The sequence below is a fragment of the Candidatus Nanosynbacter lyticus genome (assembly GCF_030253515.1).
Classification (GTDB): domain Bacteria; phylum Patescibacteriota; class Saccharimonadia; order Saccharimonadales; family Saccharimonadaceae; genus Nanosynbacter; species Nanosynbacter lyticus_A.
Genome location: NZ_CP124549.1, coordinates 84,180 through 111,123, shown reverse-complemented (window position 1 = coordinate 111,123; position 26,944 = coordinate 84,180). Strand labels below are relative to the sequence as shown.

25 protein-coding genes are annotated in these 26,944 nt (G+C 50.2%); 2 read left to right on the top strand and 23 right to left on the bottom strand.

Features of this window, described 5'->3' with window-relative positions; all coding sequences use genetic code 11:
• Window positions 1–8 precede the first annotated feature (8 nt).
• The 12 genes from NLML1_RS00560 to NLML1_RS00505 form a co-directional block, all read right to left on the bottom strand.
• Entirely contained in the window at window positions 9–875 is an 867-nt protein-coding gene (locus NLML1_RS00560) for a prepilin peptidase (protein ID WP_285441650.1), read from the bottom strand.
• 78 nt (window positions 876–953) lie between these two features.
• The gene (locus NLML1_RS00555) at window positions 954–1,427 is read right to left on the bottom strand and encodes a type II secretion system protein (protein WP_138076206.1); all 474 of its coding nucleotides are present in this window, start codon (window positions 1,425–1,427) and stop codon (window positions 954–956) included.
• Window positions 1,428–1,492: 65 nt separating this feature from the next.
• On the bottom strand, window positions 1,493–2,704 hold the full coding sequence (locus NLML1_RS00550) for a type II secretion system F family protein (protein WP_162453963.1): 1,212 nt from the start codon (window positions 2,702–2,704) through the stop codon (window positions 1,493–1,495).
• Window positions 2,705–2,707: 3 nt separating this feature from the next.
• The gene (locus tag NLML1_RS00545; protein WP_138076202.1) at window positions 2,708–3,778 is read right to left on the bottom strand and encodes a type IV pilus twitching motility protein PilT; all 1,071 of its coding nucleotides are present in this window, start codon (window positions 3,776–3,778) and stop codon (window positions 2,708–2,710) included.
• Between the two features lie 18 nt (window positions 3,779–3,796).
• The gene (locus NLML1_RS00540; RefSeq protein ID WP_285441649.1) at window positions 3,797–5,560 is read right to left on the bottom strand and encodes a GspE/PulE family protein; all 1,764 of its coding nucleotides are present in this window, start codon (window positions 5,558–5,560) and stop codon (window positions 3,797–3,799) included.
• A 12-nt stretch (window positions 5,561–5,572) separates the two neighbouring features.
• Window positions 5,573–5,803, bottom strand: a complete 231-nt coding sequence (locus NLML1_RS00535; protein ID WP_162323030.1) for a hypothetical protein — start codon at window positions 5,801–5,803, stop codon at window positions 5,573–5,575.
• Window positions 5,800–6,477 (bottom strand): hypothetical protein, encoded by a 678-nt coding sequence (locus tag NLML1_RS00530; RefSeq protein WP_162453961.1) that lies wholly within the window; start codon window positions 6,475–6,477, stop codon window positions 5,800–5,802. The genes NLML1_RS00535 and NLML1_RS00530 overlap by 4 nt, the downstream gene beginning before the upstream one ends.
• Window positions 6,477–7,208 (bottom strand): hypothetical protein, encoded by a 732-nt coding sequence (locus NLML1_RS00525; RefSeq protein WP_285441648.1) that lies wholly within the window; start codon window positions 7,206–7,208, stop codon window positions 6,477–6,479. The genes NLML1_RS00530 and NLML1_RS00525 overlap by 1 nt, the downstream gene beginning before the upstream one ends.
• Window positions 7,205–8,251 (bottom strand): type IV pilus assembly protein PilM, encoded by a 1,047-nt coding sequence (pilM, locus tag NLML1_RS00520; RefSeq protein ID WP_285441647.1) that lies wholly within the window; start codon window positions 8,249–8,251, stop codon window positions 7,205–7,207. Before pilM ends, NLML1_RS00525 begins: the two co-directional genes overlap by 4 nt.
• 40 nt (window positions 8,252–8,291) lie before the next feature.
• A complete protein-coding gene (locus NLML1_RS00515; protein ID WP_285441646.1) occupies window positions 8,292–10,301 on the bottom strand; it encodes a hypothetical protein in 2,010 nt (669 codons plus the stop codon).
• A complete protein-coding gene (locus NLML1_RS00510; protein ID WP_285441645.1) occupies window positions 10,302–11,960 on the bottom strand; it encodes a hypothetical protein in 1,659 nt (552 codons plus the stop codon). It lies immediately after the preceding gene.
• Window positions 11,938–12,432, bottom strand: coding sequence for a hypothetical protein (locus tag NLML1_RS00505; RefSeq protein WP_285441644.1), 495 nt, complete (start codon window positions 12,430–12,432; stop codon window positions 11,938–11,940). The genes NLML1_RS00510 and NLML1_RS00505 overlap by 23 nt, the downstream gene beginning before the upstream one ends.
• 64 nt (window positions 12,433–12,496) lie before the next feature.
• Between NLML1_RS00505 and ychF the strand changes: the two genes are divergently transcribed.
• Complete coding sequence (gene ychF, locus NLML1_RS00500; protein ID WP_285441643.1) at window positions 12,497–13,576, top strand: redox-regulated ATPase YchF; 1,080 nt, start codon at window positions 12,497–12,499, stop codon at window positions 13,574–13,576.
• Between the two features lie 17 nt (window positions 13,577–13,593).
• Here the strand turns inward: ychF and NLML1_RS00495 are convergent, their stop codons facing one another.
• From NLML1_RS00495 to rpsF, 5 genes are all read right to left on the bottom strand, one after another.
• Window positions 13,594–14,364: a TlyA family RNA methyltransferase gene (locus tag NLML1_RS00495; protein ID WP_285441642.1), complete on the bottom strand. Its 771-nt coding sequence runs from the start codon at window positions 14,362–14,364 to the stop codon at window positions 13,594–13,596.
• 445 nt (window positions 14,365–14,809) lie between these two features.
• A complete protein-coding gene (gene efp / locus NLML1_RS00490; RefSeq protein WP_285441641.1) occupies window positions 14,810–15,370 on the bottom strand; it encodes an elongation factor P in 561 nt (186 codons plus the stop codon).
• 281 nt (window positions 15,371–15,651) lie between these two features.
• Window positions 15,652–15,855: a 30S ribosomal protein S18 gene (rpsR, locus tag NLML1_RS00485; RefSeq protein ID WP_138076177.1), complete on the bottom strand. Its 204-nt coding sequence runs from the start codon at window positions 15,853–15,855 to the stop codon at window positions 15,652–15,654.
• Between the two features lie 11 nt (window positions 15,856–15,866).
• Window positions 15,867–16,295 carry a single-stranded DNA-binding protein gene (locus tag NLML1_RS00480; RefSeq protein ID WP_162453954.1) on the bottom strand — a complete coding sequence of 143 codons (429 nt, stop codon included), beginning with the start codon at window positions 16,293–16,295 and terminating at the stop codon, window positions 15,867–15,869.
• Between the two features lie 37 nt (window positions 16,296–16,332).
• Window positions 16,333–16,692: a 30S ribosomal protein S6 gene (rpsF, locus tag NLML1_RS00475; protein ID WP_162453953.1), complete on the bottom strand. Its 360-nt coding sequence runs from the start codon at window positions 16,690–16,692 to the stop codon at window positions 16,333–16,335.
• Between the two features lie 136 nt (window positions 16,693–16,828).
• Here rpsF and NLML1_RS00470 point away from each other — a divergent pair, with 136 nt between their 5' ends.
• A complete protein-coding gene (locus tag NLML1_RS00470) occupies window positions 16,829–17,638 on the top strand; it encodes a prephenate dehydratase (protein WP_285441640.1) in 810 nt (269 codons plus the stop codon).
• A gap of 1 nt (window position 17,639) precedes the next feature.
• Here NLML1_RS00470 and NLML1_RS00465 read toward each other — a convergent pair whose 3' ends face one another.
• The 6 genes from NLML1_RS00465 to NLML1_RS00440 all read right to left on the bottom strand — a co-directional run bounded on the left by NLML1_RS00465 (window position 17,640) and on the right by NLML1_RS00440 (window position 26,918).
• Window positions 17,640–18,254 (bottom strand): hypothetical protein, encoded by a 615-nt coding sequence (locus NLML1_RS00465; protein ID WP_285441639.1) that lies wholly within the window; start codon window positions 18,252–18,254, stop codon window positions 17,640–17,642.
• A 362-nt stretch (window positions 18,255–18,616) separates the two neighbouring features.
• A complete protein-coding gene (locus NLML1_RS00460; protein WP_285441638.1) occupies window positions 18,617–20,839 on the bottom strand; it encodes an FtsK/SpoIIIE family DNA translocase in 2,223 nt (740 codons plus the stop codon).
• Between the two features lie 71 nt (window positions 20,840–20,910).
• On the bottom strand, window positions 20,911–23,079 hold the full coding sequence (locus tag NLML1_RS00455; RefSeq protein ID WP_285441637.1) for a ribonuclease J: 2,169 nt from the start codon (window positions 23,077–23,079) through the stop codon (window positions 20,911–20,913).
• A gap of 140 nt (window positions 23,080–23,219) precedes the next feature.
• Window positions 23,220–23,798, bottom strand: a complete 579-nt coding sequence (locus NLML1_RS00450; RefSeq protein ID WP_285441636.1) for a uracil-DNA glycosylase — start codon at window positions 23,796–23,798, stop codon at window positions 23,220–23,222.
• A gap of 63 nt (window positions 23,799–23,861) precedes the next feature.
• Complete coding sequence (locus tag NLML1_RS00445; RefSeq protein ID WP_285441635.1) at window positions 23,862–24,740, bottom strand: hypothetical protein; 879 nt, start codon at window positions 24,738–24,740, stop codon at window positions 23,862–23,864.
• Window positions 24,741–24,800: 60 nt separating this feature from the next.
• Window positions 24,801–26,918: a polyribonucleotide nucleotidyltransferase gene (locus NLML1_RS00440; RefSeq protein WP_285441634.1), complete on the bottom strand. Its 2,118-nt coding sequence runs from the start codon at window positions 26,916–26,918 to the stop codon at window positions 24,801–24,803.
• Window positions 26,919–26,944 lie beyond the last annotated feature (26 nt).

Genomic DNA, 26,944 nt, shown 5'->3' with positions numbered 1-26,944 from the left:
AAGCACTATCAAATCACGATAAGCCAATCCACGATCCTCACGCCGAAAAACCACGAAATAAGAAAGCCGACGATTAGTAGCGGCCCAAATGGGATTCGCGCTCCACGCTGCACTGTACCCCGAAGCATCCCCGGTAGTACCAGTAGCGTGCCGAGTAAATTCGCTAAAAAGAGCGCGAGAAATGCTAGCCGCCAATCCATCAAAAAGAGGGCGAGGCCGAGTGTCAGCTTGACATCACCGAACCCTATCCAGCGACCACTCGACACAACGTAGAGCGATGCGTACATGCCACTGAGGATAACAACCGCCGCTATCAACCCCAGCACTCCGCCCGGCAGCTGGCCAGTTGCTACGTGAATCCCAGCAAATAGCGCCCCCAACATCACGAACGGCCAATTCGCCACGTCCGGAAGCAAAAACCACCGCTTGTCATACACGAACAGGAACGCTAGATACGATAGCCCCATCAACATAATCGCAACCTTCGTTATCACTAGTGGCGCCGTAAACGTCATCATGCCATGCCACGTCACTGCGACAAACAACCCGGCCATCGCCACCTCGAGCCCCAGCTCCATCCAGCCAATCGGTGCCTGGCAGTACCGACAGCGACCTCTAGCAACCAGCCAGCTCACCACTGGCAGCAAATCATACCAGCGTAGCTCGTGCCCGCAGGAAAGACACTGCGATCGATCGTCCTTGAGAGGTTTGAGCAGCGGCTTCAGGCGGCGGAGCTCCAGCGTATCAACCGGTTCGCCGGCCTGCTTGTCTTCAACGAGCTGCCGAGCACGGACTCGCCACACCTGAGCACCGATAAAACTTCCCGTCACCGCGCCGAGGATCGCCACGCCCACCAGTATTGTCACTATCATCATACTGTTAATGGTAACAAGAAATCATGAAAAAAGCAGCCCCCTGATAGTAGGAGGCTACCAATAATTCGTTGTCTCTGGTTAGTTTTGGTTGTCTTTACAAAACGCACCGCTTCCTTCCAGCTGCACCTTGACGGCAAATGACCGCGGTGAGCCACTTTTGGCAACAATATTTTCGCCATCACATTGAGCGCTCGTGGCATATACCATCTTCTCGGTCGTTGCCGAGCCCTGCTGAGCGACGCCAGTTACCACGCTGTAATTATTGCCGGTCTGCGGATCCTTGAATTCACCATTGCCACGCTTCATATACGAATCGAGGAAGCTATTAATCGATCCTGTATCGGTTTTCGGAATACTTCCCTTGTTGTTCGTCGCGTAACTATTCACCTGCGAGACAAACCTGGTCACATCGCTCCGTCGTTGTGTATCGCGCTGACTGCGCTGCAGGGCCGGCCATGCCAAGAATACCATCAAGAATATCAGCCCAGCGATTGCCAGCACCAACACGACCTCGATGATTGTGAATCCTTTATTTGCTTTTTGCTGAGCCATGAAGTTGCCCACCTTTCTGTGACTTAACTTTCTCTTGCTATTATACTGTACTGCTTATGGATTGTCTAGAGGCTAATGTCTCCGACCAGATTATAAATTGGAAAGATTATCGCACCCACCATCACGCCGGCCACGACCGCCAAGACCACCATCAGCACTGGTTCAATGGTCGTCGTGATCGCCTTGATCTCTTCATCCAGCTCATCTTCGTAAATCTGCGCACACTTGCCCATCATCTCATCAATCTTACCCGACTGTTCGCCAATCTTGATCATCTGCGGCACCATTGGCAAGATATAGTCCTCATTTTTTAAGGACACCGACAGCGCCTTGCCGCCCTTCACCTTCTCGCTAGCATGCTCAATGCCTTGACGGATAACTGAATTATTGACTGCCCGAGCGGTGATGCGCAGCATGTCCAGCATCGCCACCCCGCTATTGAGAAGCGTTTGACCGGTACGGGTAAAGCGAGCCATGTACAGCTTGCGGAACATGGCGTCAAACACTGGTATGTTCAGCTTGAACGTATCTTTAGCGCGAATACCAGCCTCGGTTTTGAGATACTGCTGAAAGAAATACAAACCGATACCAAGTAAAATCACCAGCGCCCACCAAAACTGCGCCAAAAAACCAGCGACGCTGACCATGGCCTTCGTTGTAAACGGTAGCTCTTTATGTAAGCTACCATACAGTCCTTCGACCTGCGGCACTACCATCACGAGCATGAATACCACCACCGCGATGATCACTAACAGCACAATCGCCGGATAGACCATGGCGCCACGCACTTTGCTAAGCATCGCTGTATCTTTTTCTTGTTGTGACGCGATGCGCTTAAGCGCTTCATCCAACGTTCCTGATACCTCACCGGCCGCCACCAATGCTACATACACATTGTCAAATACTTCTGGATGCTTCTCGAACGCACTTGATAATTGCCGACCGCCTTCGATATCGGAAATTATCTCCTGAATGATACTCTGCATCCGCTTGTTTTGCGTCTGCTCCAGTACCGTATGCATGCTCTGCGCCAGCGGCAACCCCGCACCAATCAACGTCGCTAGTTGCCGCGTAAAGACGATCTTGTCCTTGGACGATATTTTATTTGACAATCGCTGAAAGAAGCCCTCACGCTCATCCTGCAGCTCAATTTTCAGCGGCACGAAACCCTGAGCGCTCAATAGCTTCGCCGCAGCGACCTCGCTCTCAGCCTGCACAACCGACTTGGTAATCTTTTGCGTGGCTGAATCCCTGGCTTCATAGTAATATTTTTTCATGTGCTATCCCCTGATAAGCCGCTCAAACTCCGCTAGATCAACCGCAAACTCACGGGCACTATCATAGGTAATCGTACCGTTTTGTACCAGATTTACCAGCGTCCGATCCATGGTCTGCATACCCTGATCAGCACCCGTCTGAATGACGGCATCCAGCTGATGGCTCTTGCCTTCGCGAATAATGTTACGCACCGCTGGATTAGCAATCATGATCTCGGCCGCCACCACCCGACCGCCACCGATAGACGGCACCAGCCTCTGCGAACAAATTGCCATCAGGATGTTTGATAGCTGCGCCCGGATTTGCGGCTGTTGATGCGGCGGGAAGACGTCGATCATACGGTCAATCGACTGCGCCGCCGAGTTGGTGTGTAGCGTCGCAAACACCAAGTGCCCGGTCTCGGCAATGGTAATCGCCGCCGAGATTGTCTCGAGGTCGCGCATCTCACCGATCAGCACCACGTCTGGGTCTTGGCGCAGGCTTGAACGCAGCGCCGCCGAGAACGAATAAGTGTCATAATGAACCTCACGCTGCACCACCACTGATTTTTTTGACTTGTGCGTAAATTCGATCGGGTCTTCGATAGTAATGATGTGCTGCGACTTTTCGGCGTTAATTTTGTCGACCAGCGCCGCCAGCGTCGTCGATTTACCAGAGCCAGTCGGCCCCGTCACCAACACCAAACCGCGTGGGAAATCGGCAAATGTATTGACAATTGGCGGCATGCCCAGCTCCTGCGCAGTCTTGATCTCGTTTGGAATTAAGCGCAGCGCCGCTGCCAAATTACCCCTCTCGTGAAAGGCATTCACCCGGAATCGTCCCAGTGTACCGAACGCAAACGAAAAGTCAAACTCCTTATCTTTGAGCAAAATTTGCCGCTGATCCTCATCAAGAATCTGAAATACCAGCCGCTCCACGGTTGCCTCATCAAGCGGCTGCGTGCCCGTTGCTGCGACCAACGTTCCGTCAATACGCAGCATCGGTGGCAGGCCCACTTGAATGTGAAGGTCTGAGGCCCGCTTTTTAACCACCTCTTCGAGTAAAATTTCGATGCGTAATTCTTGATTGTTCATAATCGTCCCCCTTTTCTTTTATGCTGTATCGGCTGCTACCCGATTTACTTCTTCTAATGTTGTCACGCCACTGAGCGCCTTGAGATAACCATCTTGACGCATCGTTATCATGCCTTGCTGAATGGCGAGCCGCTGAATCTCGGCGCTCGTTGCCCGCTTGACGATCAGGTTTTGAACTTCCTCAGTGACGTCCATAACCTCGTACAAACCGCACCGGCCAGAGTAACCTTGCGGCGTCTGCGGCATATCGCGGCCCCTGACTAAAGTATAAGCGGCTTGACCAGATAATGGCAAGGCCTTGTAGCCCAAATCCTGCGAAACGGTCGGTATATCAGCCTGGGTTTTCGGCAGGAGATGACCGACCGTTGACTTAATAGTCTCCGTTTCAAGTGGTGACGATTGATATGAATCATATTTTGGCGCCACTCGCCTGACCAGCCGCTGACCAATAATGGTGTTCACGGTACTAGCAATCAAGAACGGCTCAATCCCCATATCCAGCAGCCGCGGCAGCACACCCGCCGCCGAATTAGTGTGCAGTGTCGAAAATACCAAGTGTCCGGTCAATGCCGCCTGCACCGCCAAGTTCGCTGTCTCGGTATCGCGGATCTCACCGACCATCACCACGTCAGGATCCTGCCGGAGGATTGACCGTAAGCCCGATGCAAACGTCAGTCCAACATCAGCGTGCACCTGAATCTGATTGACGCCGTCAATCTTGTACTCCACCGGATCCTCCAGCGTCACAATATTGATCGAGTCGTCCTTGATTTCCTTGATCAGCGCATATAGACTGGTTGATTTACCTGAACCGGTCGGCCCAGATGTCAAGATCATTCCGCTCGGCCGCTTGATGCCTTTTTGGATGGCTCTCAGTGCGCGCCCGGCGTATCCCATATCAGTCAGATCAAACGAGTTACCTGTCTTATCCAGCAGACGAATCACCACCTGCTCTCCCCATACCACCGGCGAAATCGCGATACGTAGGTCGACGTCCTTGCCGGCTACATTGACCGCGAACTGGCCATCCTGCGGAATTCGATGCTCATCAATTTTGAGATTTGATAGAATTTTAATACGGCTAACTAGCGCTGGTTCAATACTTTTTGGTAGCTGCATAATTTCCCGCAACACGCCATCAACACGGCAGCGAATTTTCAACGCCTTTTCTAACGGCTCAATGTGCACGTCCGAGGCATGGCTCTTTACTGCATACTCTAGGATTGTACTAAGCGCCCGCGAGATCGGCGAATCTTGAACGATCGTCACAATGTTCTGCGACGACTCATCCAGTGCTTCGCGCTGCGAGTCTTCCGCTGCCTCATTGACCGATGATAAGTCTGTTCTGTACTGGCCAAGGACATGACGGATGCTTTCTTCGGAGGCCATAAATACCTTGAGCGGTCGCTGGATACGATTTGCTAGGTAATCAACCGCCTGGACATTATTAGCATCAATCATCGCCACCGCCAAGCGCCCCTGCACCTCGGCCAGCGGTACCGCCATAAATCGCTCGGCAACATCCTCCGGCAGCAGGTTCAAGATGTGCTGCTCAATCACGCTGCTTGCGAGATTAACATACGGCACACCAGACAATTGCGCCACCGCATGCACCAATAATTCATTCTCCAAAAGGTGCTCCTCGGTCAACAGCGACAGTAACGGCTTACCCAACTCGCTGGCACGCTTTTGCGCCTCCTTAACAACCGACCGCTCAATCAAGCCCTCGCTCGTCAGCAAGCCAATCAATTTTCCCTGCATATCATCCGTCAGTAGCGCCATATCACCTCCGCGCTAACTACCAGTCGCTTTACCAACAATTGCTTCCACCGTTGGGTTAATAGCATCGCGATGAAACACTGCCTTATCCGGCTGCTCAATATCTGGACTAATTTTTGATATCGTCTGTACTTCTACACCCGATGATGGTACGCGCAAGAACGGAATACTACTGGCAACGAAATATGCCACTACAACGCCGAGACTGGCTATCAACACAATCATTGCTATATCGCTCTTCTTCATGGCTTGATCACCTTCTTTCCTAATCCAACTTTTTGCGCCGGCTCAAAATAAGCCTTGCCAGAGATATCCATCGTCATCTTGCCGTCCTCGCTGGCCTGCATCTCGATCTCGGTAATATTGATAACCCGAATTGATTTTTCAAAGCGCGTCAATAGCTCCTTGAGGCTCGATGACGTGCCGCTCACTGTCATGGTAAAACTCACCGCCGAGCGACCATCACCAGCGTCCTCTTGCTCCGCACCCGACTCATTCGCCGTATAGTGGACCGAGATACTTTCTAGTGACAGACCGGCGATGCCATTAACGAACTTCTTCTGGATGGATGCACCAAGCGCATCGGCATTCGCACTAGCCGGCAGTGCATCAAGAATCGTCTGCAATGGACTACTACTATCCTTTAACTTCACTGAGTTAAGCGCCTCATTCGCCTCTAGTGAACGCACATTATCTTTGAGCGACTCGGCCGCCTTTTTATTATTCTCCAGTGTGTTGATGGTGTCTTGCTTCGCAAGGACAACTGCGCCATGAAACAAAATCTGCCGCACGAGGAAGAACGACACCACAATCGCTACCCCGCTAACAAATGCCGCACCCGCCACGAACAGAAACATGGTTTTCTTTGATGAATCAATCTGCTGGCGCTTACGGATGGCAACGTCTTTATTTTCAGGCATTAGTTTTTCTCCTTATTTGAAGCGTCTTTTGGCTTCTTGGCAAATAGGCTCTCTGGCACCCCCAGCCGCGAATCAGTCACATCAACTTTACCGTTTGGCGTCGCAATCACCACTGAGCTACTCGTTTTCGAGAATAATTCTGCCGGATAGGTAAACGTGAACGAGAAGCGCAACACCTTCTTACCGTTGGCATCTTCACCAAAGCTAGCCTCACCCGCCTGCAGATTCTCAGCCAGCGGTTGTTTAACCTCTTGCCCATTTTGTGTTGTCTGCACAGTCGTATTAGTAATCGTCTTCTTAAATATCTCCAGCGCGATATAGCCATTCTCGGCTGATCCCTCAATAGTAATTGTCCGTGACTCTGGTTTGAGCTTTAGCGTCGCAATTTTAATACTATTTGGCGCCACCGGATTGACTGCCGTCATCACGTCAAATAGTCGCGAATCGGCCTGACGCTCACTTGATAGTTTGTTAATTGTCGCCAGCTGATGCTGGATGGTCACTAACTTATCGAGATCTTCGATCGACGTCAGCTCGCGCGTCTTACTCTTAATTGTTCCATCATGCAGTGCCTCTAAGGCTATCTGACCACCAAAGATTAAGCCGAGGGCAACCGCCACCCCGACCGCGATCATGCTGACGGTTATCGACATCGCTGTCACGGTGTTGCGCATCATTTTTGCCCGAAGCAGCTCGCGCTTGACATCGGGAATCAAGTTAATCTCAATCACGACCCACTCCTCCGCTGCGCTAGACCAACAACCGTCGCAAACTCCGAGGCAATTGGTGCTAATTTTTGCTGATCGGCCTGCCCAAGGCTGACATGCTGCCACGGATCAGCCGTAGTCGCCGGTATGCCGGTCTTGCTAGCAATATAATTATCCATCATCGGTATCGCCGCGCCAAAGCCTGACAGCAGAATTCCTGACACGGAAATACTCGGATAGCGCGTCTGAAAGAACTTGATTGATTTGGTCAGCTCGGTCGCAAAGTTATCCAGCACGCCGTCAATCGCCCTGAGGACTTGCCCTTCAAGCCGGTCAGGCGCCAAACCAAACTTGATAATAAACTGGCGAGCCTGATCATCCTGCACGTTGAGATTTTGCACCGCCGCTCGCACCAACGCCTGCAATCCGCTCGGCACCGTGCGCACTAACCGCGGCATATCGCCATAAATGACCGCCAAATCGGTCGAGTGTTCGCCCATATCTAGTACTAACTTTGCGGTCGCTCCATCAGTCGGCGCTAATGCCCGAAGCATCGCGATCGGATCCGGCTCCTCAGCAACCACATTAAAGCCAAGACCTTCGATGAACTCAAGCCGCTCCTCGACATAGCTAATCGCTGCACTCGTCAATAACACCTCATACTGGCCTTGCTCGCGCAAACTGTCACCGAGCAGCGCCCAATCAACCTTGGCATCCTCAATCGCCATAGGAATGTACTGATCGACCTGGTATTTCATGGTCGCCTTTAGCTCTTGGTCTGACACTTTTGGCACATCAATAATCGCCGTAAAGGTCTTGCTCGACGGTAGTCCAATCGCTACATTTTGCGTCTTGATACCGCTCTGTCCGACAGCAGTCATGATCACTTCACCAAGCTTACGCTGCGCCTCTGGCGAATCACTACCCGTAACCTTCGGGTCAACAGGTGCATAACCATAGTGCAGCAGATTCCATCCGTTGCTCGTTCGTGCCAACTGAACGACACGCACCGCATTCGTCCCGATGTCTAATCCGAAAAAGTCGCCCAGCCCTTTAGCTAATTTCATACTATTCTATTATACATAAGCATATTGAAATGTAAAACCCTTAAAATCGTGGCGGTAGCTCTTTTAGATGCATCGTTTTGATAGCCCCCGATTCTTTCGACCGCTCATTTCCCCACAAATATGCATCAGCACGCAAATTCAATATTTCCGCCGGCTCGCCCGGATTATTGCCAGAGGTATCGCCACCCTTGGTAAAGGTACGACGCAAAAAGAGGTGCTTCGCGATAATCGGACCGTTGATCCGCAGCTGTTTTTCGCAGGTTTTTGCATCCAGCCCCAACAGCCACTGACGACTATCACGAACTATGGTATCACAGGTATTGATTGTACCATTCTTGGCCACCAGCCAAGCATCAAGCTGCGTGACATTCGGCTCAATGATAATATGCCGAGCGCTGATAATCAGCTGTGGCAAATCTCGAGCCGCCGAATAGTTACCGCCCTCCTGCTTTACGTCACCCTTGATAGTCACCACGCCGCCCGATTTGATAACAATTTGCCGGCCACGCTTAATTTCTCCTCCGGTAATTGTCAGATTGCCAGCCTGATACACGCCACTAGCCACGTCGCTCATAGACACCGCCCCAGACAAATTTCCCGTGTTCGTAAAATAGGCATCAGGTGTTCGCACGGTCGGCATCTTGTCACGGAAATTACCAAACGGGGTGTTAGTGTTCTGAAACGTCAGATCATTATATTGCCGTGCCTCAATCGCCCCCGTTCGCCCTGTCGGCGTAGATGATAGTCCTGCTCCCGAAGAGGAAATAATTTGTCCAGGCGCACTGATGGCATATTCTGCCCACGATCCGTATAGCCGCGGCTCCCCTGGCACTGGCTGCCACCCCTTTGGCGCATACACACCGAGCAGCCACCGAGCAGCCGCATTAGCATTGGCGAGGCTAGTTGGAGCAATCGCATCTTGCACCTCTAGAGCAATCACATTATCACCAGCCCGTAAATAATCCGCGATGATTCTCTTCATCTCGACACCAGACGACGCTTTCGGATTGGCAAAGACTGGCTTGCCATTAATGTATACCGCAGCATAATCATCAACCGCCAAACGCAAGTATAATCCCGATCGTCCGTCGTTCAATAAATCCAGCTGGCGAATCTCTTCAAGCTGCTGGCTCGTCAGCCGGAATTTCTGCCGAAATAGTGTTATACCAGACGACTTCACGTAATTTCCACCGTTGGTATCAGCTTGCGGCGCATTATGACGCCGAGTCAGCACCTCTTTCAACTTTGTCTCGTCCTTACAGCGCGCGCCCCAGAGCGGCTTTGATTGGCCGCCTTGATCATACATTGACTGCCGAAAAGCCCCGTCAGTCGCCCACGCCGATGTCCCCGATTCCTTGGCAACCCCGCCGCATTCGGCAAACTCAGCCGCCCCAGTCACGCCCGATCGCTGGGCAGGTACACCAAATGGTACTTTCGTCGTGGCATTAGCATCCGTCGCCCAGCCACCATACGCTCGTGGATTAACATATGCTCCACCCGCTCGACCACCGCTATTGGCCGCTACCACATCGTCAAACCAACTCGGTGCTGGCGTTGCCGAAGACGTGCTATTTTCACCGTCCGGTGCCGTCCATGCTGACACCGATCCGCTACATTTATCCTGACCGACTGTCCGATTACCAGACATCGGTGTTGGCATCATCGTAAACCCACCATAATTAAACGTCCCGCCAATACCATCGACCACTGTCGTAGCATTTGCGTTCACACGACAGTCAGATCCACCATCCCCGGCCGTTGGCCAACTACTAATCCGTTCTGGCGTTCCGCCGATCTGCTCTCTCTCGCCAACCGGATATTTCTCCCATGGCATGTGATATGACGTGGCTGGGCCATAACTACTGCCGCCCGGTGGCGTTGTCGTACTTGCTGCTAGCACCACCCTCTCGACGTGAGTTACGTCAGGCGCTACTTGCGCCGTCACGCTGATATAATGACGCCAGATATACACTCCAAGGCTTCCGAATACCACTAACCCAACGGTACCAACCCCGATCCACCACCTGTGGGTTTTTAACTGCAGCGCCATCTATCGCCTCACCCTCGTCAGTGATGTCCTGACTTCCGCATTATTGTTACCCGCACTACCGTCTATCCCGACACCAACTCGCACATCCGCCCCCCAAAACTGAACTTTTGGCCGTCCGGCAACCTTTGCACAGTCTACCGCATAGCGAAACGTACTGGTATTCACATGTTGGTTGTATGTACTCACAATAGTCATATAACACAACTGGTCACCAGTCGTCATCGTCACTCCACTCAAATTATCCTTACCGAGCGGAATTTCCAGCCCACCTCGCTGGATAATTGTTCCCGCGCCATTACGTGCCAAATTATTTGATGTACAATCTGCCACTTGTAAACCTGGTCGACTATTTTTAATCGTGTTCTTGGCGATATAACAATCCCAATCGCCCACTAAATTACCTGGCGAACGTCTATCATACGGCACAACAACTCCCTCACCGCCTGGCACGGTATAATTTCCACCGCCCCTTAACACAAACCGCACCACAGCATAATTTGCCCGATTTGACCGTGTCGATCCTGTATGATTAATTCGCGCAGTCACGCCACTCACCTCAATCGTTCCTTCATTAATATAATCTGGCGCCTGCACTTCAGGTCGCAACTCATAGTCATACGGCACCGACGCACAGGCATTCGATGAGACCCCCCAGCCATCAGTATTCCACGCGCCCGGCAGCCATAAAATCTTTTGACACACTGTTTTACCGACATCATCCTGCGTCACGATCCCCTCAGCCCCAAAGACATTATTATATGGCTTAACATCGCTCGGCTCATAAAACGTATTCCACGGACTAGCACTATGCGTATACGGCGACGCCCACGCGTGATGCGTTGTCGTACCATTAACATCCTGATTAATTCCTATGCGCTTTAGGGTGTAGGGAGGAATCGTATATGAAGAATTATTCCGTAGATAATGAAAAAATCGTACGCGCTGTCCTGGCGCAGCGGTCGCGTTTTGCACTAAACTACCACCATTGATTGATACTCGCGATTGTCCTTCGACAGTCCATTGGTTTGGCGCCTGCTCACGCTTAATCCACACCTCAACATCTTGTGTCGCACAAACACCGCTACCGCCTGGACTACTATAGAAACAGCGCCGCACCTGCAAAATGATACGGCCGGAACTTCCTGGTGCAATTACGCCAGATATATCAATCCCATTTACTCGAATGCTGCTACCGCCATCAACCCAGTGGTACGCGCCCGATGGATGCGTCCCACGATCAAGCGTACCGCCAGATACTAATGTCCGACCATTCTGACTAACCGTTACATTTGTCGCCCACACCCGCGCCTGCGACTGGCCATTACCATTCACCGACCCCCTCAAGTCGAGTGATAATGACGTCGCATTCCAGCTAGCAGTGTTAATAACATCATTCGTATACGACGTCCCAGGCGACGACATCCACATCGCACCGCACCGCGTTCCGCCGCCCTTACAGATATATTGCACCGCAAACCGTTCACCATCATTGCGCGCATTAATACACATCAAATGTCGTCGACCGCTCAAACCGCTACAGTCCACCGCCTCTGCTTTATCCGCACCAATAATCACCAACGTCGATGCGACAACCACAAGTGCCAGCATATAGCCAATAATGAGCCGCAGTCCGACCCTAGCCCTGACCCGGTGTACCATCCTTATTCCCCGCACCCGCATCAGCCTTACCGATCTCGACCAGTGCCTTTACCGTATCCTGATTAATACCCAGTCGATAAAACGGCTCGACCGCCTGGCGCATCTTCATTGAGTTGATCAACCCTTGATGAATCTGATCAATCCGCTGGCGATCATTCCGTAGTGATGCATCGTGAAGCACAATATAGTGACACACCGTATCGTCACCCGGGCCGCCACGCTCTGAAATCTTCTTCACCAGCCCCTCAAGCGCTGTCGGACCATACCCATTCGGTGCAGCGATAATTGATTGATATTCTTTTATCATATCCTCGCCACATATCATCTTAGCGGTTGGCGCGATATCTTGGCTCGGCTCTTTTAATCCAACATGCAATCGCCCCATCACCATCATGATAACGGCGACTATCGCCCCGACACTCAACACGATACCCACTATCATAAATATTCGCGAGACAATAATCTTATTCATACTGCTTATTCTAATACATATTATATACTGAGGCAAGTTTGTATAATTTGTTATAATACACGATATGAGTCTATCAATCGGAATCGTCGGCCTGCCAAATGTCGGTAAGTCGACCATATTTAATGCACTTACTAACAATAATATTCTAGCGGCTAATTACCCGTTTGCCACCATTGAACCGAATACTGGCATCGTACCGGTTCCCGATGAGCGGCTCGATGTACTCGCAAAACTGTATGATACGCAAAAAATTATCCCCGCGACCGTAACGTTCGTCGACATCGCTGGATTGGTAGCTGGCGCCTCAAAAGGAGAAGGGCTTGGCAATAAATTCCTGCACAATATTCGCGAATGCGACGCCATTATCCACATCGTTCGCGCCTTTGAAAACTCAGATATATTACGACACGACAATACCCCGATTAACCCTCAAGCCGACATTGACATCATCAATACCGAACTTATCCTTGCCGACATCCAAACCATAGAACATCGTCTGCCTCGTCTCCAAAAAGAAGCCAAAGCCAAGCCGGAGGCACGACAGGTCGCTACATACCTTGAAACACTCCTGACATCACTTAATTCAGGTACGCCGATAGCATCCATAGAAAATATCAAATATGAGATAATTAATGATCTTCATTTACTCACTGCCAAGCCAATTATTTATACATTTAATGTTGACGAGGCGGGGCTCGGCGACCATGTCCTACAGGAAAAACTTGCCAAACTCGTCGCGCCAGCTCGAGTATTATTTATTTGTGCCAAGCTTGAAGAAGAGCTCAGAGAATTGTCAAATAATGACGCCTTGGAACTGCTCGATAGCTACGGGGCTTCCGAAACTGGATTGTCGCAGCTTATCCATGCCGCGTACGACATACTTGGTCTACAAAGCTATCTCACGGCAGGTCAGAAGGAAGTTAGAGCATGGACAATACATAAAGGCTGGACGGCGCCACAGGCTGCTGGCGTCATCCACTCAGACTTTGAGCGCGGATTCATCGCTGCACAAGTCATTAGCTACCACGACCTTGTTGCCGCAGGTTCAGAAGCTAAGGCCCGTGAAGCGGGTAAAATACGTACTGAGGGTAAAAATTACATCATGCAGCCTAACGATGTCGTCGAATTTCGGTTCAATGTCTAGCCTTATTGTATAGTATACTACGTTGCCCTAAATACAACGATGCTATTTTTACTACAGTTATTACCTCTGTTTATTTTTAGCTGTAGCTTATAGAAGCGCTCAACGTTACCCTTACTGCCAGCGACGGTGCTATCCTTTTTATCAAGAACTACAAAATACTGTTTTGCCCATTGCTCAAAATCGGTCAGGATCTTTCGTCGTATAGCGGCATTTTTTACAACACCCTTTTGTACCAAATGACGCCCTGCCTCAAACTGCGGTTTTACCATTGCTACAAGCACCGTCGCACTGCCCATCAGCCGTTTTGCAACGTGTGGTAGAATGTCGCGCAGACTAATAAATGACACGTCTCCCACGATAATGTCTGGTGGACAATCAAGCTCAAAGTCACGAATGTCTGTCTTTTCGTGTAATATTATACGCCGATCGTCACGCAGTCGATGATGCAACTGATTCGTGCCCACATCAACAGCATACACGCGTCGGGCGCCATGACGCAGCGCAAAATCAGTAAATCCACCAGTACTCGACCCTATGTCCAGCACTGTTTTCCCCTGAAAGTCCAACCGAAAACTATCCGCCACACTCGCTAGTTTGAGGCCTGCACGCGAAACGTACCGCTCACGAGTCAGCAATGTAATGTCTGCTGTATCATTAACGAAACATCCGGGACGCGTCGCCACCCTACCATTGACCATGACTTGCCCTAAGCCTATCCAATTCTCTGCTTCTGAACGCGATTCAACCAACCCGCGTTCTAGTATCATTTTATCTAATCGCTGCTTCATGTCACTTCTCATTGTAGCCTGAATACATATTTTTCTCAATCACTAGTGACCTATTGTGATAGTAGAACTGCTGTTATAAATACATCAATAATTATTCTTACTCTTACCTATAGGCCGATCTTCGCTATCGTTAATTCTACGTTAACTAAAATACAACGTTGTATACTACACATCAGTGTACTTTATACATCAATAGTTATATTTACCTCTGTACTAGTCAAGAAGGCTCTCACCATTATCGCGAATAGGCCCATAATTTTCATGAAAACAATTATCATATGTATCACTAAAAACACTCTACCAGCTATATATATTATTACGTTGTATTTTTAGCATCAATATCTAAAATCTTGTTCCATTCTTTATCGTTATTTGATGTAGTTACAACAACGAAAAGCGTCGCCCGAACACTCTGGGCGACGCTTCCGACAAGAAGGTCCTTTTGTTATTTTTTGCGCTCTCGATATTCACCCGTCGCTGTGTCAACACTGACAATATCGCCCTGTTTAATGAATGCTGGTACCTTAATAACGAGGCCCGTCTCAAGCGTTGCATCCTTAAGTACGCTTGAGGTTGTATCGCCCTTCACGACATCTTCGGTATATGTAACTTCGAGATAGAGATTTTTTGGTAATTCAACATTAATCACTCGCCCGTCAAACACCTGGAGATTCAGCTCACAACCCTCTTTCAAATAATCTTTCGCCTCATCTACCACATCATTAGACAATTCAAATTGTTCAAAACTTTCTGGATCCATGAAGCAGAAGATATCTCCGTCATGATATAAATATTGAACAGTCTTGCTAGCCACTTCAGCTGGCTCAATTTTGTCTTGACCCTTAAAGGTCTTCGGGATGACACTTCCATCCAGTAAGTTTTTCAATTTAACGTTCACAATAGAACCTCCACGCCCCATAACCTTCTGTCCATATTCAATGACGCGGTATGGCTTACCGTCAATCTGACAAACCGTACCCTTTTTAAGATCTGTCGGCTGATACATATTGTTTTTCCTTTCCTATAACCATTAAGCTACCGTACCTAATTCTAACATTCTTTCGGACGGCAGAGTATTTCTCGCTGACTGAACATATTTTTTACCCAAACATCCCACAGTGGGCTTAGTAGCATCACATAATACTATCTTGTATCAAAAAATAAAAATACGCTGTACAGCAGTCCACAAACAACAGTGGCCCGTGCCTTACCCTGCACAGACCACTCGACTCTCTTTCTTATCTATAAATACGTTCGGGGGCTAGAGAGTTCCCTCAACGTATACTTTTATTGCCCTTGCGATACAAACGGCAACAATGCTAAGTGCCGAGCACGCTTGATTGCCACTGCCAAGCTACGCTGCTGCTTGACACTGAGACCCGTCTTCGCTATCGGCTCAATTTGACCATACGCATTAACATAGCGCATTAATGTTTTAACATCCTTATAGTCAAAAACCGTTGGGGTGTCCTTCTTTAATCGTTTTGCCATTTTGTTCTCCTTTAGAACGGTATCTCGCTAAGATCGATCGGCTTATCGTCAATATCCGCTACGGTCTCAGCCTGCTTGGTATTAGTATTACGTGGTGCGGTTGTATTCGCGCTATCGCCGCTCGGAGCGTCAAGGAATGTTACGTCGGTCGCCGTCACTTCAATACGCGAGCGGCGCTTGCCGGTTTCTTTATCATCCCAGCTGTCCTGTCGCAACCGACCCTGGACCAACACGCGGCGGCCTTTTGACAGGTACTGCATCACCAGTTCGCCCAATTTTTCCCACGCGGTAACGTCGAAAAAATCAGCTTGATCATCCTGTCCGGCACGATCAACCGCGATACTAAAGCTAACAACTGTCCGACCTGATGGCGTTGTCCGCTGCTCTGGATCGCGCGTTAACCGCCCTAGTAAAATAACTTGGTTGATACTTCGTGCCATGATGACCCTCCTTTTTTATTATGTATCGCGTCGAATATTAGGCTTCTTTATCAGCCGCCTCGGTAGCGACCTTAGCTTCGCGCTCTTTCTGCTCAGCAAGCGCTCGACGTGTCTTCTCGTCGGTCTTAACCAACAAATAACGAAGCACCTCGTCGGTGATATTCAGAACATTTGATATCTTGAGCGGCGCACTGCTTGGCAACTTCACCTCAAAGTAAACATACACCGCAAAGTCTTCACGACGAATTGCATAGGCTAGCTTTTTCTTGCCCCAATTGTCTTCTTTAGTAATTTCGCCACCATTGGTAGTGACAAGCGACCGGACCTTGTCTAGGGCCGTATCCAAATTTGCTTCCAAATCTGGGTGAATAAGAACAGTCAGTTCGTATTCGTTCATGTTTCCTCCTTTGGAATCCATTACGGATGGTTATGTTATCGCACATAACCTTAGGTTATTATTCCTCCGTATTATACGGTAATCTAATGCAAAAGTCCAGTGATGCACCCCGCCAGACCATGCTACAATAGGGTCCATGCGTATCGCCATTCAAGGACAAGCTGGGTCATTTCACGAACAAGCGGCAAAACAATGGTATGGATCTGACATCACCATTGTTCCGTGCATGACCTTTGGCGATGTCTTTCAAACCTATGCTCGCAGTAAGGCCGACGCCGTTGTCGTGGCAGTGGAAAATACCATTTACGGCACCATCAACGAAACTTACCGTCACATTGAATCCTGCAGTGCTCCCATCGTCGGGGAAGTAACACTTACCATTCAACAAACACTCATCACCAATCTGGGCACAAAACTTGAAGACATTACCGCTGTCTATTCACATCCTGTCGCTCTGTCGCAATGCCATCAATTTCTCCAAGAACGCCTGCCACAAGCCACACAAATTGAATATTTTGATACCGCTGGCGCTGTCGAATTTATCAAGCAACAGGGTTCACCACACCTGGCAGCCATCGCTAGCGAAGCCGCTGCCCAACTATACAATATGCCAATTCTTAAACGCCACATCCAAGATGCCCAGGACAACATCACGCGTTTCCTGGTCCTCGACCAGATAACGACAGTGACTGATGCCAATCGAGCAACGCTCGTAGTGACCACCGCCCATCAGCCAGGCAGCCTCCTTGAAATACTCCGCACATTCGCCGATCAGTCCATTAACCTCACCAGCCTCCAATCCCAGCCCATCGTCGGCCAACCGTGGAACTACAAATTCTTTATGACCGTCGATGCTGCCGGCCCGTCATTGCAGCGTGCCATCAATAAAATCACCTCAACTGGGCACAAAATAACATTACTTGGTGAATATCTGGCGGCACGTTAGTTTACTGAGAAGGCAAAAGATCGGATATATCACCATCGGTCGCGAGCCGATTGAATAGGCTTTTTGCCGCATCATATACCTTAGCACTCTCCACGGCCCGACCATTAATCTCTCCCTTAGCCGGTACCGCCGCTATGCTCTCATAATCTGGTCTCGATGGCGAGACAGACTTTGGTGAAACGATTGTAATTTCCTTAGTCTCCGACCAACCATCAGCAGTCTGTCTGTGCGACCATTCCACTTTCGTCGGTAACACGCCTTCTAGAGCCGGTAGTAGTGCTTCTGGAGATTCAATATGCTGATGTGCCACAGGTTCTGGAGACAAAAAATCCAACCGCCACGTTATCCGGTCCGTCTGTCTACTCTTTGCGCCGACCTCAATCATATCAGTGGCAACTTCTACTGCGATCTCACTTCCACCAAGCCTTTTGTCGCCTTGAGTAACATCAACCGATACCACATTTCCCCTATCATCTGTAATCGCTATTGACTGCTGTTTAAGCCTATTGTGATCATCATGATAATCTTGGCGAGTAAGTCGAGCGGCCTTACTATCAACCAACTTCCCCGCAGCAGTAAGCACTCGTCCGGCAATACCGCGTGCCTGTCGAAGCATATCAGGATTCTTTAAAAAGACCTCTGCCTCTTGACGGCCTTCGGTGTCTGGTAGCGTAAATGTAATTTCTTCCGCTCTCGAACTATCATTGGACTCTTTGAATGTTCCACCATCGGTATTTTCTACTGATGGTGCGGGCGGAACATTGTGTGACCGGCCAAGACTATACCCAAGTATACCTGATACGGCTAACGTGACCGCAGCAACCCCACCACAAGAGGCCTCCTTAACTTGTCGGCTCTACTATTAGGAGATAATTCTCCATTATTTCTACAACTTATGCGCGCCACGTAGCCATCCTTCCACATACAAATCAATTTCTCACTTAGCGTATTATAACCTATAAAAATAATTATGTCAAGCTAGCTATTACCCAGCTCGTCTATACTTGAGACCAAAACATCACGAGCTTTTGAGCCGTTCGCTGGGCCGACGATGCCACGCTCTTCCATCTCTTCAATCAGTCGCGCTGCCTTGCCGTAGCCAATCCGTAGCCGCCGCTGCAAATAGCTGGTAGAGGCCTTGCCACCCTCAATCACCACTCGCACCGCGTCCATAAATGCTTCGTCTTCACCGCCGCCGCTAAAGTCAACTGCCAGGCCGCCCTTGCCATTTAGTTGTACTGGCTGCGCCACCACCTCATCATTATACTGCGGTGCTGACTGCATCCGCAAATGGTCAGTAATTTTATTGACCTCGTCATCGGTCACCCACGCGCCCTGGATACGTTTTGGCTTACTCATGCTCGGCGTATACAGCAGCATATCACCCTGGCCAAGCAGTTTCTCGGCACCAATTTGGTCAAGAATGGTCCGCGAGTCAACCTGCGACGCCACGGTAAAGCCGATACGCGCCGGTACGTTCGCCTTGATCAGGCCAGTAATTACGTCAACACTTGGCCGCTGCGTTGCCAGGACCAAGTGAATACCCACCGCCCGCGCTTTCTGCGCCAAGCGAACAATCAGTGCCTCGACGTCGCGTGCTGCCACCATCATCAAATCGGCTAGCTCATCAATTACAATAACGATGTACGGCATCGCCCCGTCTTCGTGCTGTTGAATGTTGCCATCAGCGTCCGCTACCGGGATTTTTTTAGCTCGCGTGGCTAGCCGTTGATTATACCCTTTAATATCACGAATCTTCTCCGCCGCCAGTAATTTATAGCGCCGCTCCATCTCATTGACCGCCCATTTCAAGGCCGAAATAGTCTTTTCTGGCTCAGTAATCACCGGGGTCAGCAAATGTGGAATGTCTTCATACGGCGCCATTTCCACCTGCTTTGGGTCAACCAAAATCAACTTCATATCGCTCGGGCTGTTGCGATATAGCAAACTGGTCAGTAGGGTATTAATCATCACCGACTTACCAGAACCAGTCTGTCCAGCGATCAACATATGTGGCATTTTGTTGAGCTCACCGACCACTGCTTCACCAGAGATGTCCTTACCAATTGCAAAGCTCAGCGGCTCGCGAGCATTCTTCCACTGCTTAGAATCCAACACGCCATACAGCCGCACATCAGCCGCTCGGCGATTTGGCACCTCAATACCAACGGCTTTTTGCCCAGGAATTGGCGCTTCAATCCGCAAGCTCTGTGCCGCCAGATTCAAAGCAATATTCGTCTCCAGTGCCGTGATGCGTGTCAATTTCACACCACTCGGCGGCCGCAAGGTATACTGCGTCACCTTTGGTCCAATATTTGCGTCTTCCATCTCCACATCAATGTTAAATTCTGCCAAGGTATCATGAATAATCTGCGCATTCTGCCGAATATCACCAGCATCAGCTGGACTTTGCTTCTTCTCCAATAGATCAAGGCTCGGTGCCTGCCAATTCGGGTCGTGTGCCGCCACCAGTGCTGCCTGCTCCTCAGCTGCCTTATCCCGCGCTACACTACCACGCAGACTGCTCAACGGCGATGCCTTTTTATCCTTTGGCGTAACCGGATCGACGGTTGGGACGCCGGCATTCAACTTGATGTCGCTCGATGATTTGGCGCTGGCCGCATCTTCACGAGCCGCCTTCTTCATCACCGCCGCATTGTTATCCTCCTCGGAGTGGTCGCGCTTGAGCGCCTCGGCGATTTTCTTGATCACCATAAACGGCGACGTCTGAGTAATAAATAGCGCGGTAATAATGATGAGGACCACATATATCAAAGCAGCGATGCCCGGGTCGACCATGGCGCTCATCGCCCGATTGGCCGTATCACCGATAAATCCACCAGCATTTGGGCGGGTTGGTGTCTTTAATAATCCAAACAAACCAGACAACCACACCACCTCGAGGATGGCTGCTAATTTCATCGCCAGCGGCAACCGATTATTCTCCGCCCGGAAAATCTCCACAGCAATATATATCAGCAAAATCGGCAGCCCATACATCGCGTAACCAAGCATGCTCAGAGTCGCCTTATGTAGCCACTCCAGCACCGGGCCACCAACACCAAACCACGCCACCATCAGAAGAAGCGACAACACAACGAGAAGCACCGCGCCGACTTGCGCCCAAAAGCCGCTCGGCACATCATGCTTTGGAGCTGTGGAAACTGATTTCTTGCGGGTAGATTTTCGTTTTTTTGGCATAACTACTTTTATTATATCACTTTACCGACATTCACATTGTAGCATATTTTACAACAAATAGCAAGCGTGAGCTAGTACGCGCGCACTCGGCCGACCTCTCGAGCCTTGGTATCATTCGCCTCGGTGTCTGGCACCTGGCGGCGCGGGAAACGGCGGCGCGGCATAGTTGGTAGCGTCATTTTCGGTTCCGCCGCCGAGTTAGTCACAACCTTTTTACTGCGCGCCGGTGCTTTTGTGGTAGAAACACTCGAGGTAGCGGCCGATTTTACTGTCTTCAAGCCACCCACCTCATTAATTACCGGAATAACAATCGGTGTCCGGCGCGTCTGGTCGTACAAAATATGCGTAACTTCGTCCTTAATTTCTTTCTTTACTACATCAAGGTCGTACTTGCCAGCAAAACTGCGCGCCGCTTTTTGCTTCAAGTACTGGCGAATCATATTCATCAATTCCTCGGAATCACGCAGGTAGATGAAACCGCGGGAAATAATGTCTGGACTGGTTAGTAACCGCCCGGTGCCGCGTTGCACCGTCAATACCACCACAAACATTCCCTCTTGAGACATGTGAATGCGGTCTTTCAGCACCACTTCGGAAACCACTGCGCCCGTATCATCATACATCACGCCGCCAGCCTGAATTCGACCGGCTTTCTTAGCCTGCCGTTCAATATCAATTTCAATAATATCGCCAGCGTCGCACACAAAGATATTCTTCCTCGGAATACCACACTCTTTCTCTGCCAGCCGCGCATTGTGCACCAGCATGTGGAATTCACCGTGAATTGGCATGTAGTATGTTGGGTTCAACGCGTTAATCAACTTGACGTGATCATCGTAATAACCATGTCCCGACAAGTGCAGCGGCCCAATCCCCGTCAAGTGTGTCTTGCCGTTCTGAATCACATCAGAACCTTCGCGCATCAAACCATCAACGGTTCGCACTACGTTTTTCTCATTGCCCGGAATCGGATTAGAGCTAAACACCACCACGTCAGAGCCTTTAATCTTCATGTATTTATGCGCGCCAGTCGCCATACGACTGAGCACGGCATTAAACTCACCCTGCGAACCGGTACAAACCACGGTGATCTGGCTATCCGGCAGCTTGATGATATCTTCCATCTTCATGACAGTATTTTTCGGGATCTTAATGGTGCCTGAACGCAGCGCCACTTCCAAGTTCTGGATCATCGAAAATCCCGCAAACGCCACCTTGCGTCCATGCTTATGCGCTTCTTCCAAAATCAATTGCAAACGATGCACCTGCGACGAGAAACAGCTTAAAATCACTCGGCTGTTACTGAATTTATCCATCACCTGGCCGATGGAATATTGAATATCAAACTCGGTGTGAGTATGCGTACCGGCCGATTCACAGTTGGTCGATTCGTTCATGAACATTAAGACGCCTTCTTTGGACGCCACTTCAGTCATCCGCTTGAGGTCAAATTTCTGACCGTCAACCGGACTTTCCTCAAATCGCCAGTCGCCAGAGTCAATAATCACACCCAGCGGGGTTCGAATAATCACCGCCGTTGAATCTGGAATTGAGTGATTAACCCGTACCAACTCCACGGAAAAATGCTTCGACACCTGAATAATTTCATGGCTCAATGGATCCATCACCCGAAAATCTGGCTGAAAATCGGTATCCGCATCAGCCATCGACTTATCTAGCATACCGATAGTGAACTTTGACCCGTACACCGGCGCTGGAATTCGGTGAATAAAGTGCCGGAAAGAACCGATGTGATCAAGGTGCCCGTGGGTGAACACATGCGCCTTGATTTTATGTTTATTTTCCTCCAGCCAGGTGATATCTGGCGTGATGTAGTTGATACCTGGATAATCACTACCCGGAAACAGGAAACCCATGTCCACAACGATGATTTCATCGTCATACTCAATGGCGTTCATGTTTTTTCCGATGCCCATTTCGCCGACACCGCCGATTGGGATAATCCGTAGTTTTGGCTTGCCGCCGCGAGTGCGTTTTGGCTGCATTTTGGCGCTAAATTGCTCGCCGCCATAGCCGTTGTAAACTGATTTATTGACCGGAATATCGATCACGTGCTGCGACGCCCTGAGATTAACATTCTCGCTCGTCCGCCGCTGCGCCCGAAACACCTCGCCCTTGCGAGTAGTGGTACTATTCATCACCGCTGTGTTACTTTTTTTGGCAGCTGGTCGTTTTGACTGATCATCGCCCTTCGGCGTCGCAAGTCGTCTCTGGCCCATGCGTATTGTTCTCCTTTTATAAAAATATACCTTGCAAAATTAGAATGACAAGTGATAGACACGGGGGCAACGTACAACAAATCTATCCCTTAACAATTAAGACCATTCTAGCACAGGATGCCAGCTCTTGTCAAAATAGCCTAAGCGCTGGCTTGGACGGCCAGTTGTGCTGCCCGCACAAAATCATCAATTAACGTCTGCCGCAACGCCCCGTTATACAGCGCCGCTGCCGGATGATACAGCGGAATTACCAAGAACTTCAAACCGTTGAACTGTGCCCAGCGCGGATTGCCATGATCACGCGAGATCGCCAAGTCAGGAATGAATGCCATGCCACTATGCCGACCCAGTGTGATGACTACCTTTGGTTGAATAATTTGCAATTGGCGCATCAAATACGGCCAAAAAGCGCGCTTCTCCTCCGGCAGCGGGTCACGATTGTTTGGCGGCCGATATTTAACGATATTGGTGATATAGACATCTTGACGACGTAACTGGGCTGCGGCTAACATCTCGTCAAGAAATGTACCAGCTGCCCCAACGAATGGTTTGCCCTGAAGGTCTTCGTTTTTTCCTGGCGCTTCACCGATAAATACAATGTCTGCGTCAGCCCGACCATCACCCATCACCAGCTGCGTCGCCTGCAGCGCCAAGTCATGACAAATATCACCAGCGATAATCTCTGCCGCCAAAACCTCCAGTTGCGCTGCCTCATCCATATTTCTATTATACAAAACACCTCGTCACTATGCGAGGTGTTTTGCTTGATGCTGAGGCGAAAATTACTTTTCAGCTTTTTCTTTCACTAAGTTGATGAATTCTCGCTCGTGTTTCTGTAGGTTTGACTCTTGAATCTTTTTAGCAAAGCCGGCCAGTGGATTTGAGCTACCCGACGGTAGACGCGGTACCCGAGTAGTGTAGTCTTTATTAGCGCGTGCCACGAAGTAGTCACCCAGCAACTTGTAATACTCTTTCATTTGCTTGCCAAAGTCCTGTGCTTCTTTCTGTTCTGATTTGGCAACGTTATCGAGTAGCTTATAGCAGTCGCTCATCTTTTCATCGTAGAGCTTCTTTACTTCGTCTCCTGACTTACCGACATAGCCGAAGAAGCTTGGTGCGCACTTCTTAGAAAAGTCCTTCATATCTCCTATCAGACTGGCAATGGCAAGCAAATTCGGGCGTACTTTTTCGTAGGCAGTTTTGTATTCACCGAAAGATTTTTTAGTCTCCTCGTCGCGCATAATCTTTGATGCATCAAGTTTTTTCATCATTGTATCAGCACGCTCCACCGCCTCTTCAATCAGCTTCTTTGCGTTATCAGCATTCGACGACTTGAGTGCCGAGTTGAGGCTGTTGCCGTCAAACTCTTTCATGGCCTTAGCAGCTTCTTGGTAATCAGCCTTTGATGGCCCACCAAGGAATATAACTGCCAACACGATACCAACGACAATGACTATCAAACCAATTGAGCCACCGATGATACCCCATAGCGCACCCTTGCTCAAGCCCTTTTTGGGCTGCATTGGCGCACCCTGCTGCAGCGGCTGCTGCGATTGTGGAGCCGATGGTACTGGCTGTGGTACTACTGGAGCAGCCTGCTCATTTGCTGCTGGCGGTGTTGCTGTCGGTTGTGGTACGTTTTTATTATTCTTATCGTCCATAATCCCCCTCAATTAGTCTTATATTCTCCTATTGTAGCGTACTTTGCTAAAAAGCAAAAGTTACAACCCGATCATCGTCAAGTTAATCTTACCGCGCTCATCAATACCAGTGATTTTCACGCGAACGGTTTGTCCTTCCTTGACCACATCAGTCACCTTAGCCACGCGATGATCGGCCAGCTTCGAGATATGCACCATCCCGTCAATCCCCGGCAAAATATTCACGAAGGCCCCGAAATCTTTGATGCTGACTACCGTACCTTCGTAGATTTTACCAACTTCTGGCTCTTCGACCAGGCTTTTAATCCAGTTGAGCGCCTTCTCAATTGATTCGCCGTTCGGACTGGCGATGGTGATCAAGCCGTCTTCCTTAATATCAACCTCGGCGCCAGTCTCGCTGGTGATCTTGTTAATCACCTCGCCGCCCTTGCCAATGACCGCACCGATTTTATCTGGGTCAATTTTTAGCTTTTCAATCCGCGGCGCGTATGGGCTGAGTACTTCGCGCGGCGCTGGCAAAATACTTAGCATATGGTCAAGGATAAATGCCCGGCCAGCCTTACTCTGCTCAATCGCTTGGCGCAGCACTGCCACCGGCAAACCATGCACCTTCATATCCATCTGCAGCGCCGTGATGCCCTTGGCTGTACCAGTCACCTTGAAGTCCATGTCACCGGCAAAGTCCTCGGCATCGGCAATATCGCTCAATACGTACGGTGTATCACCGTCCATCATCAGACCCATGGCGATACCGCTAACTGGTGCCGAGAGAGGCACGCCAGCATCCATCAACGCCAGACAGCTCGAACAGGTCGCTGCCATCGACGTCGAACCGTTCTGGCTCATAATTTCGGTAACGCTGCGAATGGCGTACGGGAAGTCTTCTTCGCTCGGCAACACCGGCGTCAAGGCTCGCTCCGCCAAGTAGCCGTGGCCAATCTCGCGCCGGCCCGGGCTGCCCATCCGCTTGACCTCGCCAACCGTATAGCCCGGCGCATTGTAATGATGCATGTAGCGCCGTTCGCCGTCGTTGACCTCCATAGTATCAACCAGCTGCGCGTAACTCAACGGCGCTAAAGTCACGATATTCATACCTTGAGTCACGCCGCGAGTAAACAAGCTCGAGCCGTGCGCTCGTGGCAGCAAACCAACTTCTGAGCTGAGCGGGCGAATTTCCGTCAAGGAGCGGCCATCTGGGCGCTTACCTTCCTCAACGATACCGCGGCGCACATCTTTGTGTAGCGCCAATGTGAACGCCTCATCATAATCATTGCGAACTTCACTATATTCTTCTTCGTCTATGCCAAGTTTTTTGGCCATCGCTTCATGAAATTCAGCGCAAATATTGCTAATCATTTCGTTGCGCTCCGGATATGGTCGGCGAATTTTCTCGCCCAGCTTGCCATCAACCCACGCATCAGCCGTCTGCTGAATTGCTTCATCAGGTAAAACTAATTCATATTCTTGTGCGGCTGGCGCCACTTTGGCTGCCAACTCTCGCTGCACCTGAATCGCTGGCTGCATCATCTGGTGCGCCCACACCATCGCATCGACGATCACCTCTTCTGACACCTCCCGAGCGCCGGCCTCCACCATGGTGATACCACTCTCGATACCAGCCACCACCAGATCCAAATCAGATTGCTCACGCTCCTCCGGCGTCAAAAAGGCCTTAAACTCGCCGTTCACACGACCCACCCGCAGGCCCGCCACCGGCCCGTCAAACGGCGTGCCGGTCAGCATCAAGGCACTCGACGCTGCAATCATCGCCACCACGTCCGGGCGGAAATCCGGATCCATGCTTAAGACTGTCGCCACTACTTGCACTTCTTGGCGGTAGCCCTTTGGAAACAGCGGCCGAATCGGACGGTCGATCAACCGGCCGATCAGCACCGCCTCGTCGCTCGGCCGACCCTCGCGCTTAATAAACCGCGAGCCAGAAATTTTACCCGCCGCATAAAACCGTTCTTCATAATCAATCGACAGCGGGAAATAATCTAGCTGCACCGGCCGGCTGCCCACCTGAGCACTGCCCAAAACCACCGTATCACCATAGCGCACCAGCACACTACCGGTCGTCCGAAAACCAACACGGTTGACCTCCAGCGTCAACGGCCGCCCGCATAATTCCGTCGTAACCGAAAAAATCTCCTTACCACTTGGATTAATAATTGCCATAGATCCTCTCTTTCTCGCAAAGACAG

What these genes read in the sequence shown, in the direction of transcription:
- ychF (WP_285441643.1), top strand. Translation starts at nt 12,497, where the DNA reads ATGAGTCTATCAATCGGAATCGTCGGCCTGCCAAATGTCGGTAAGTCG.
- NLML1_RS00460 (WP_285441638.1), bottom strand. Translation starts at nt 20,839, where the DNA reads ATGCCAAAAAAACGAAAATCTACCCGCAAGAAATCAGTTTCCACAGCT.
- NLML1_RS00535 (WP_162323030.1), bottom strand. Translation starts at nt 5,803, where the DNA reads ATGAAGAAGAGCGATATAGCAATGATTGTGTTGATAGCCAGTCTCGGC.
- NLML1_RS00440 (WP_285441634.1), bottom strand. Translation starts at nt 26,918, where the DNA reads ATGGCAATTATTAATCCAAGTGGTAAGGAGATTTTTTCGGTTACGACG.
- NLML1_RS00450 (WP_285441636.1), bottom strand. Translation starts at nt 23,798, where the DNA reads ATGGATGAGGCAGCGCAACTGGAGGTTTTGGCGGCAGAGATTATCGCT.
- NLML1_RS00455 (WP_285441637.1), bottom strand. Translation starts at nt 23,079, where the DNA reads ATGGGCCAGAGACGACTTGCGACGCCGAAGGGCGATGATCAGTCAAAA.
- rpsR (WP_138076177.1), bottom strand. Translation starts at nt 15,855, where the DNA reads ATGGCAAAACGATTAAAGAAGGACACCCCAACGGTTTTTGACTATAAG.
- NLML1_RS00465 (WP_285441639.1), bottom strand. Translation starts at nt 18,254, where the DNA reads ATGCTTCGACAGGCACGCGGTATTGCCGGACGAGTGCTTACTGCTGCG.
- pilM (WP_285441647.1), bottom strand. Translation starts at nt 8,251, where the DNA reads ATGAAATTAGCTAAAGGGCTGGGCGACTTTTTCGGATTAGACATCGGG.
- efp (WP_285441641.1), bottom strand. Translation starts at nt 15,370, where the DNA reads ATGTATCAGCCGACAGATCTTAAAAAGGGTACGGTTTGTCAGATTGAC.
- NLML1_RS00560 (WP_285441650.1), bottom strand. Translation starts at nt 875, where the DNA reads ATGATGATAGTGACAATACTGGTGGGCGTGGCGATCCTCGGCGCGGTG.
- NLML1_RS00505 (WP_285441644.1), bottom strand. Translation starts at nt 12,432, where the DNA reads ATGAATAAGATTATTGTCTCGCGAATATTTATGATAGTGGGTATCGTG.
- rpsF (WP_162453953.1), bottom strand. Translation starts at nt 16,692, where the DNA reads ATGAACGAATACGAACTGACTGTTCTTATTCACCCAGATTTGGAAGCA.
- NLML1_RS00495 (WP_285441642.1), bottom strand. Translation starts at nt 14,364, where the DNA reads ATGAAGCAGCGATTAGATAAAATGATACTAGAACGCGGGTTGGTTGAA.
- NLML1_RS00470 (WP_285441640.1), top strand. Translation starts at nt 16,829, where the DNA reads ATGCGTATCGCCATTCAAGGACAAGCTGGGTCATTTCACGAACAAGCG.
- NLML1_RS00445 (WP_285441635.1), bottom strand. Translation starts at nt 24,740, where the DNA reads ATGGACGATAAGAATAATAAAAACGTACCACAACCGACAGCAACACCG.
- NLML1_RS00545 (WP_138076202.1), bottom strand. Translation starts at nt 3,778, where the DNA reads ATGAACAATCAAGAATTACGCATCGAAATTTTACTCGAAGAGGTGGTT.
- NLML1_RS00550 (WP_162453963.1), bottom strand. Translation starts at nt 2,704, where the DNA reads ATGAAAAAATATTACTATGAAGCCAGGGATTCAGCCACGCAAAAGATT.
- NLML1_RS00540 (WP_285441649.1), bottom strand. Translation starts at nt 5,560, where the DNA reads ATGGCGCTACTGACGGATGATATGCAGGGAAAATTGATTGGCTTGCTG.
- NLML1_RS00555 (WP_138076206.1), bottom strand. Translation starts at nt 1,427, where the DNA reads ATGGCTCAGCAAAAAGCAAATAAAGGATTCACAATCATCGAGGTCGTG.
- NLML1_RS00530 (WP_162453961.1), bottom strand. Translation starts at nt 6,477, where the DNA reads ATGCCTGAAAATAAAGACGTTGCCATCCGTAAGCGCCAGCAGATTGAT.
- NLML1_RS00510 (WP_285441645.1), bottom strand. Translation starts at nt 11,960, where the DNA reads ATGGTACACCGGGTCAGGGCTAGGGTCGGACTGCGGCTCATTATTGGC.
- NLML1_RS00480 (WP_162453954.1), bottom strand. Translation starts at nt 16,295, where the DNA reads ATGGCACGAAGTATCAACCAAGTTATTTTACTAGGGCGGTTAACGCGC.
- NLML1_RS00515 (WP_285441646.1), bottom strand. Translation starts at nt 10,301, where the DNA reads ATGGCGCTGCAGTTAAAAACCCACAGGTGGTGGATCGGGGTTGGTACC.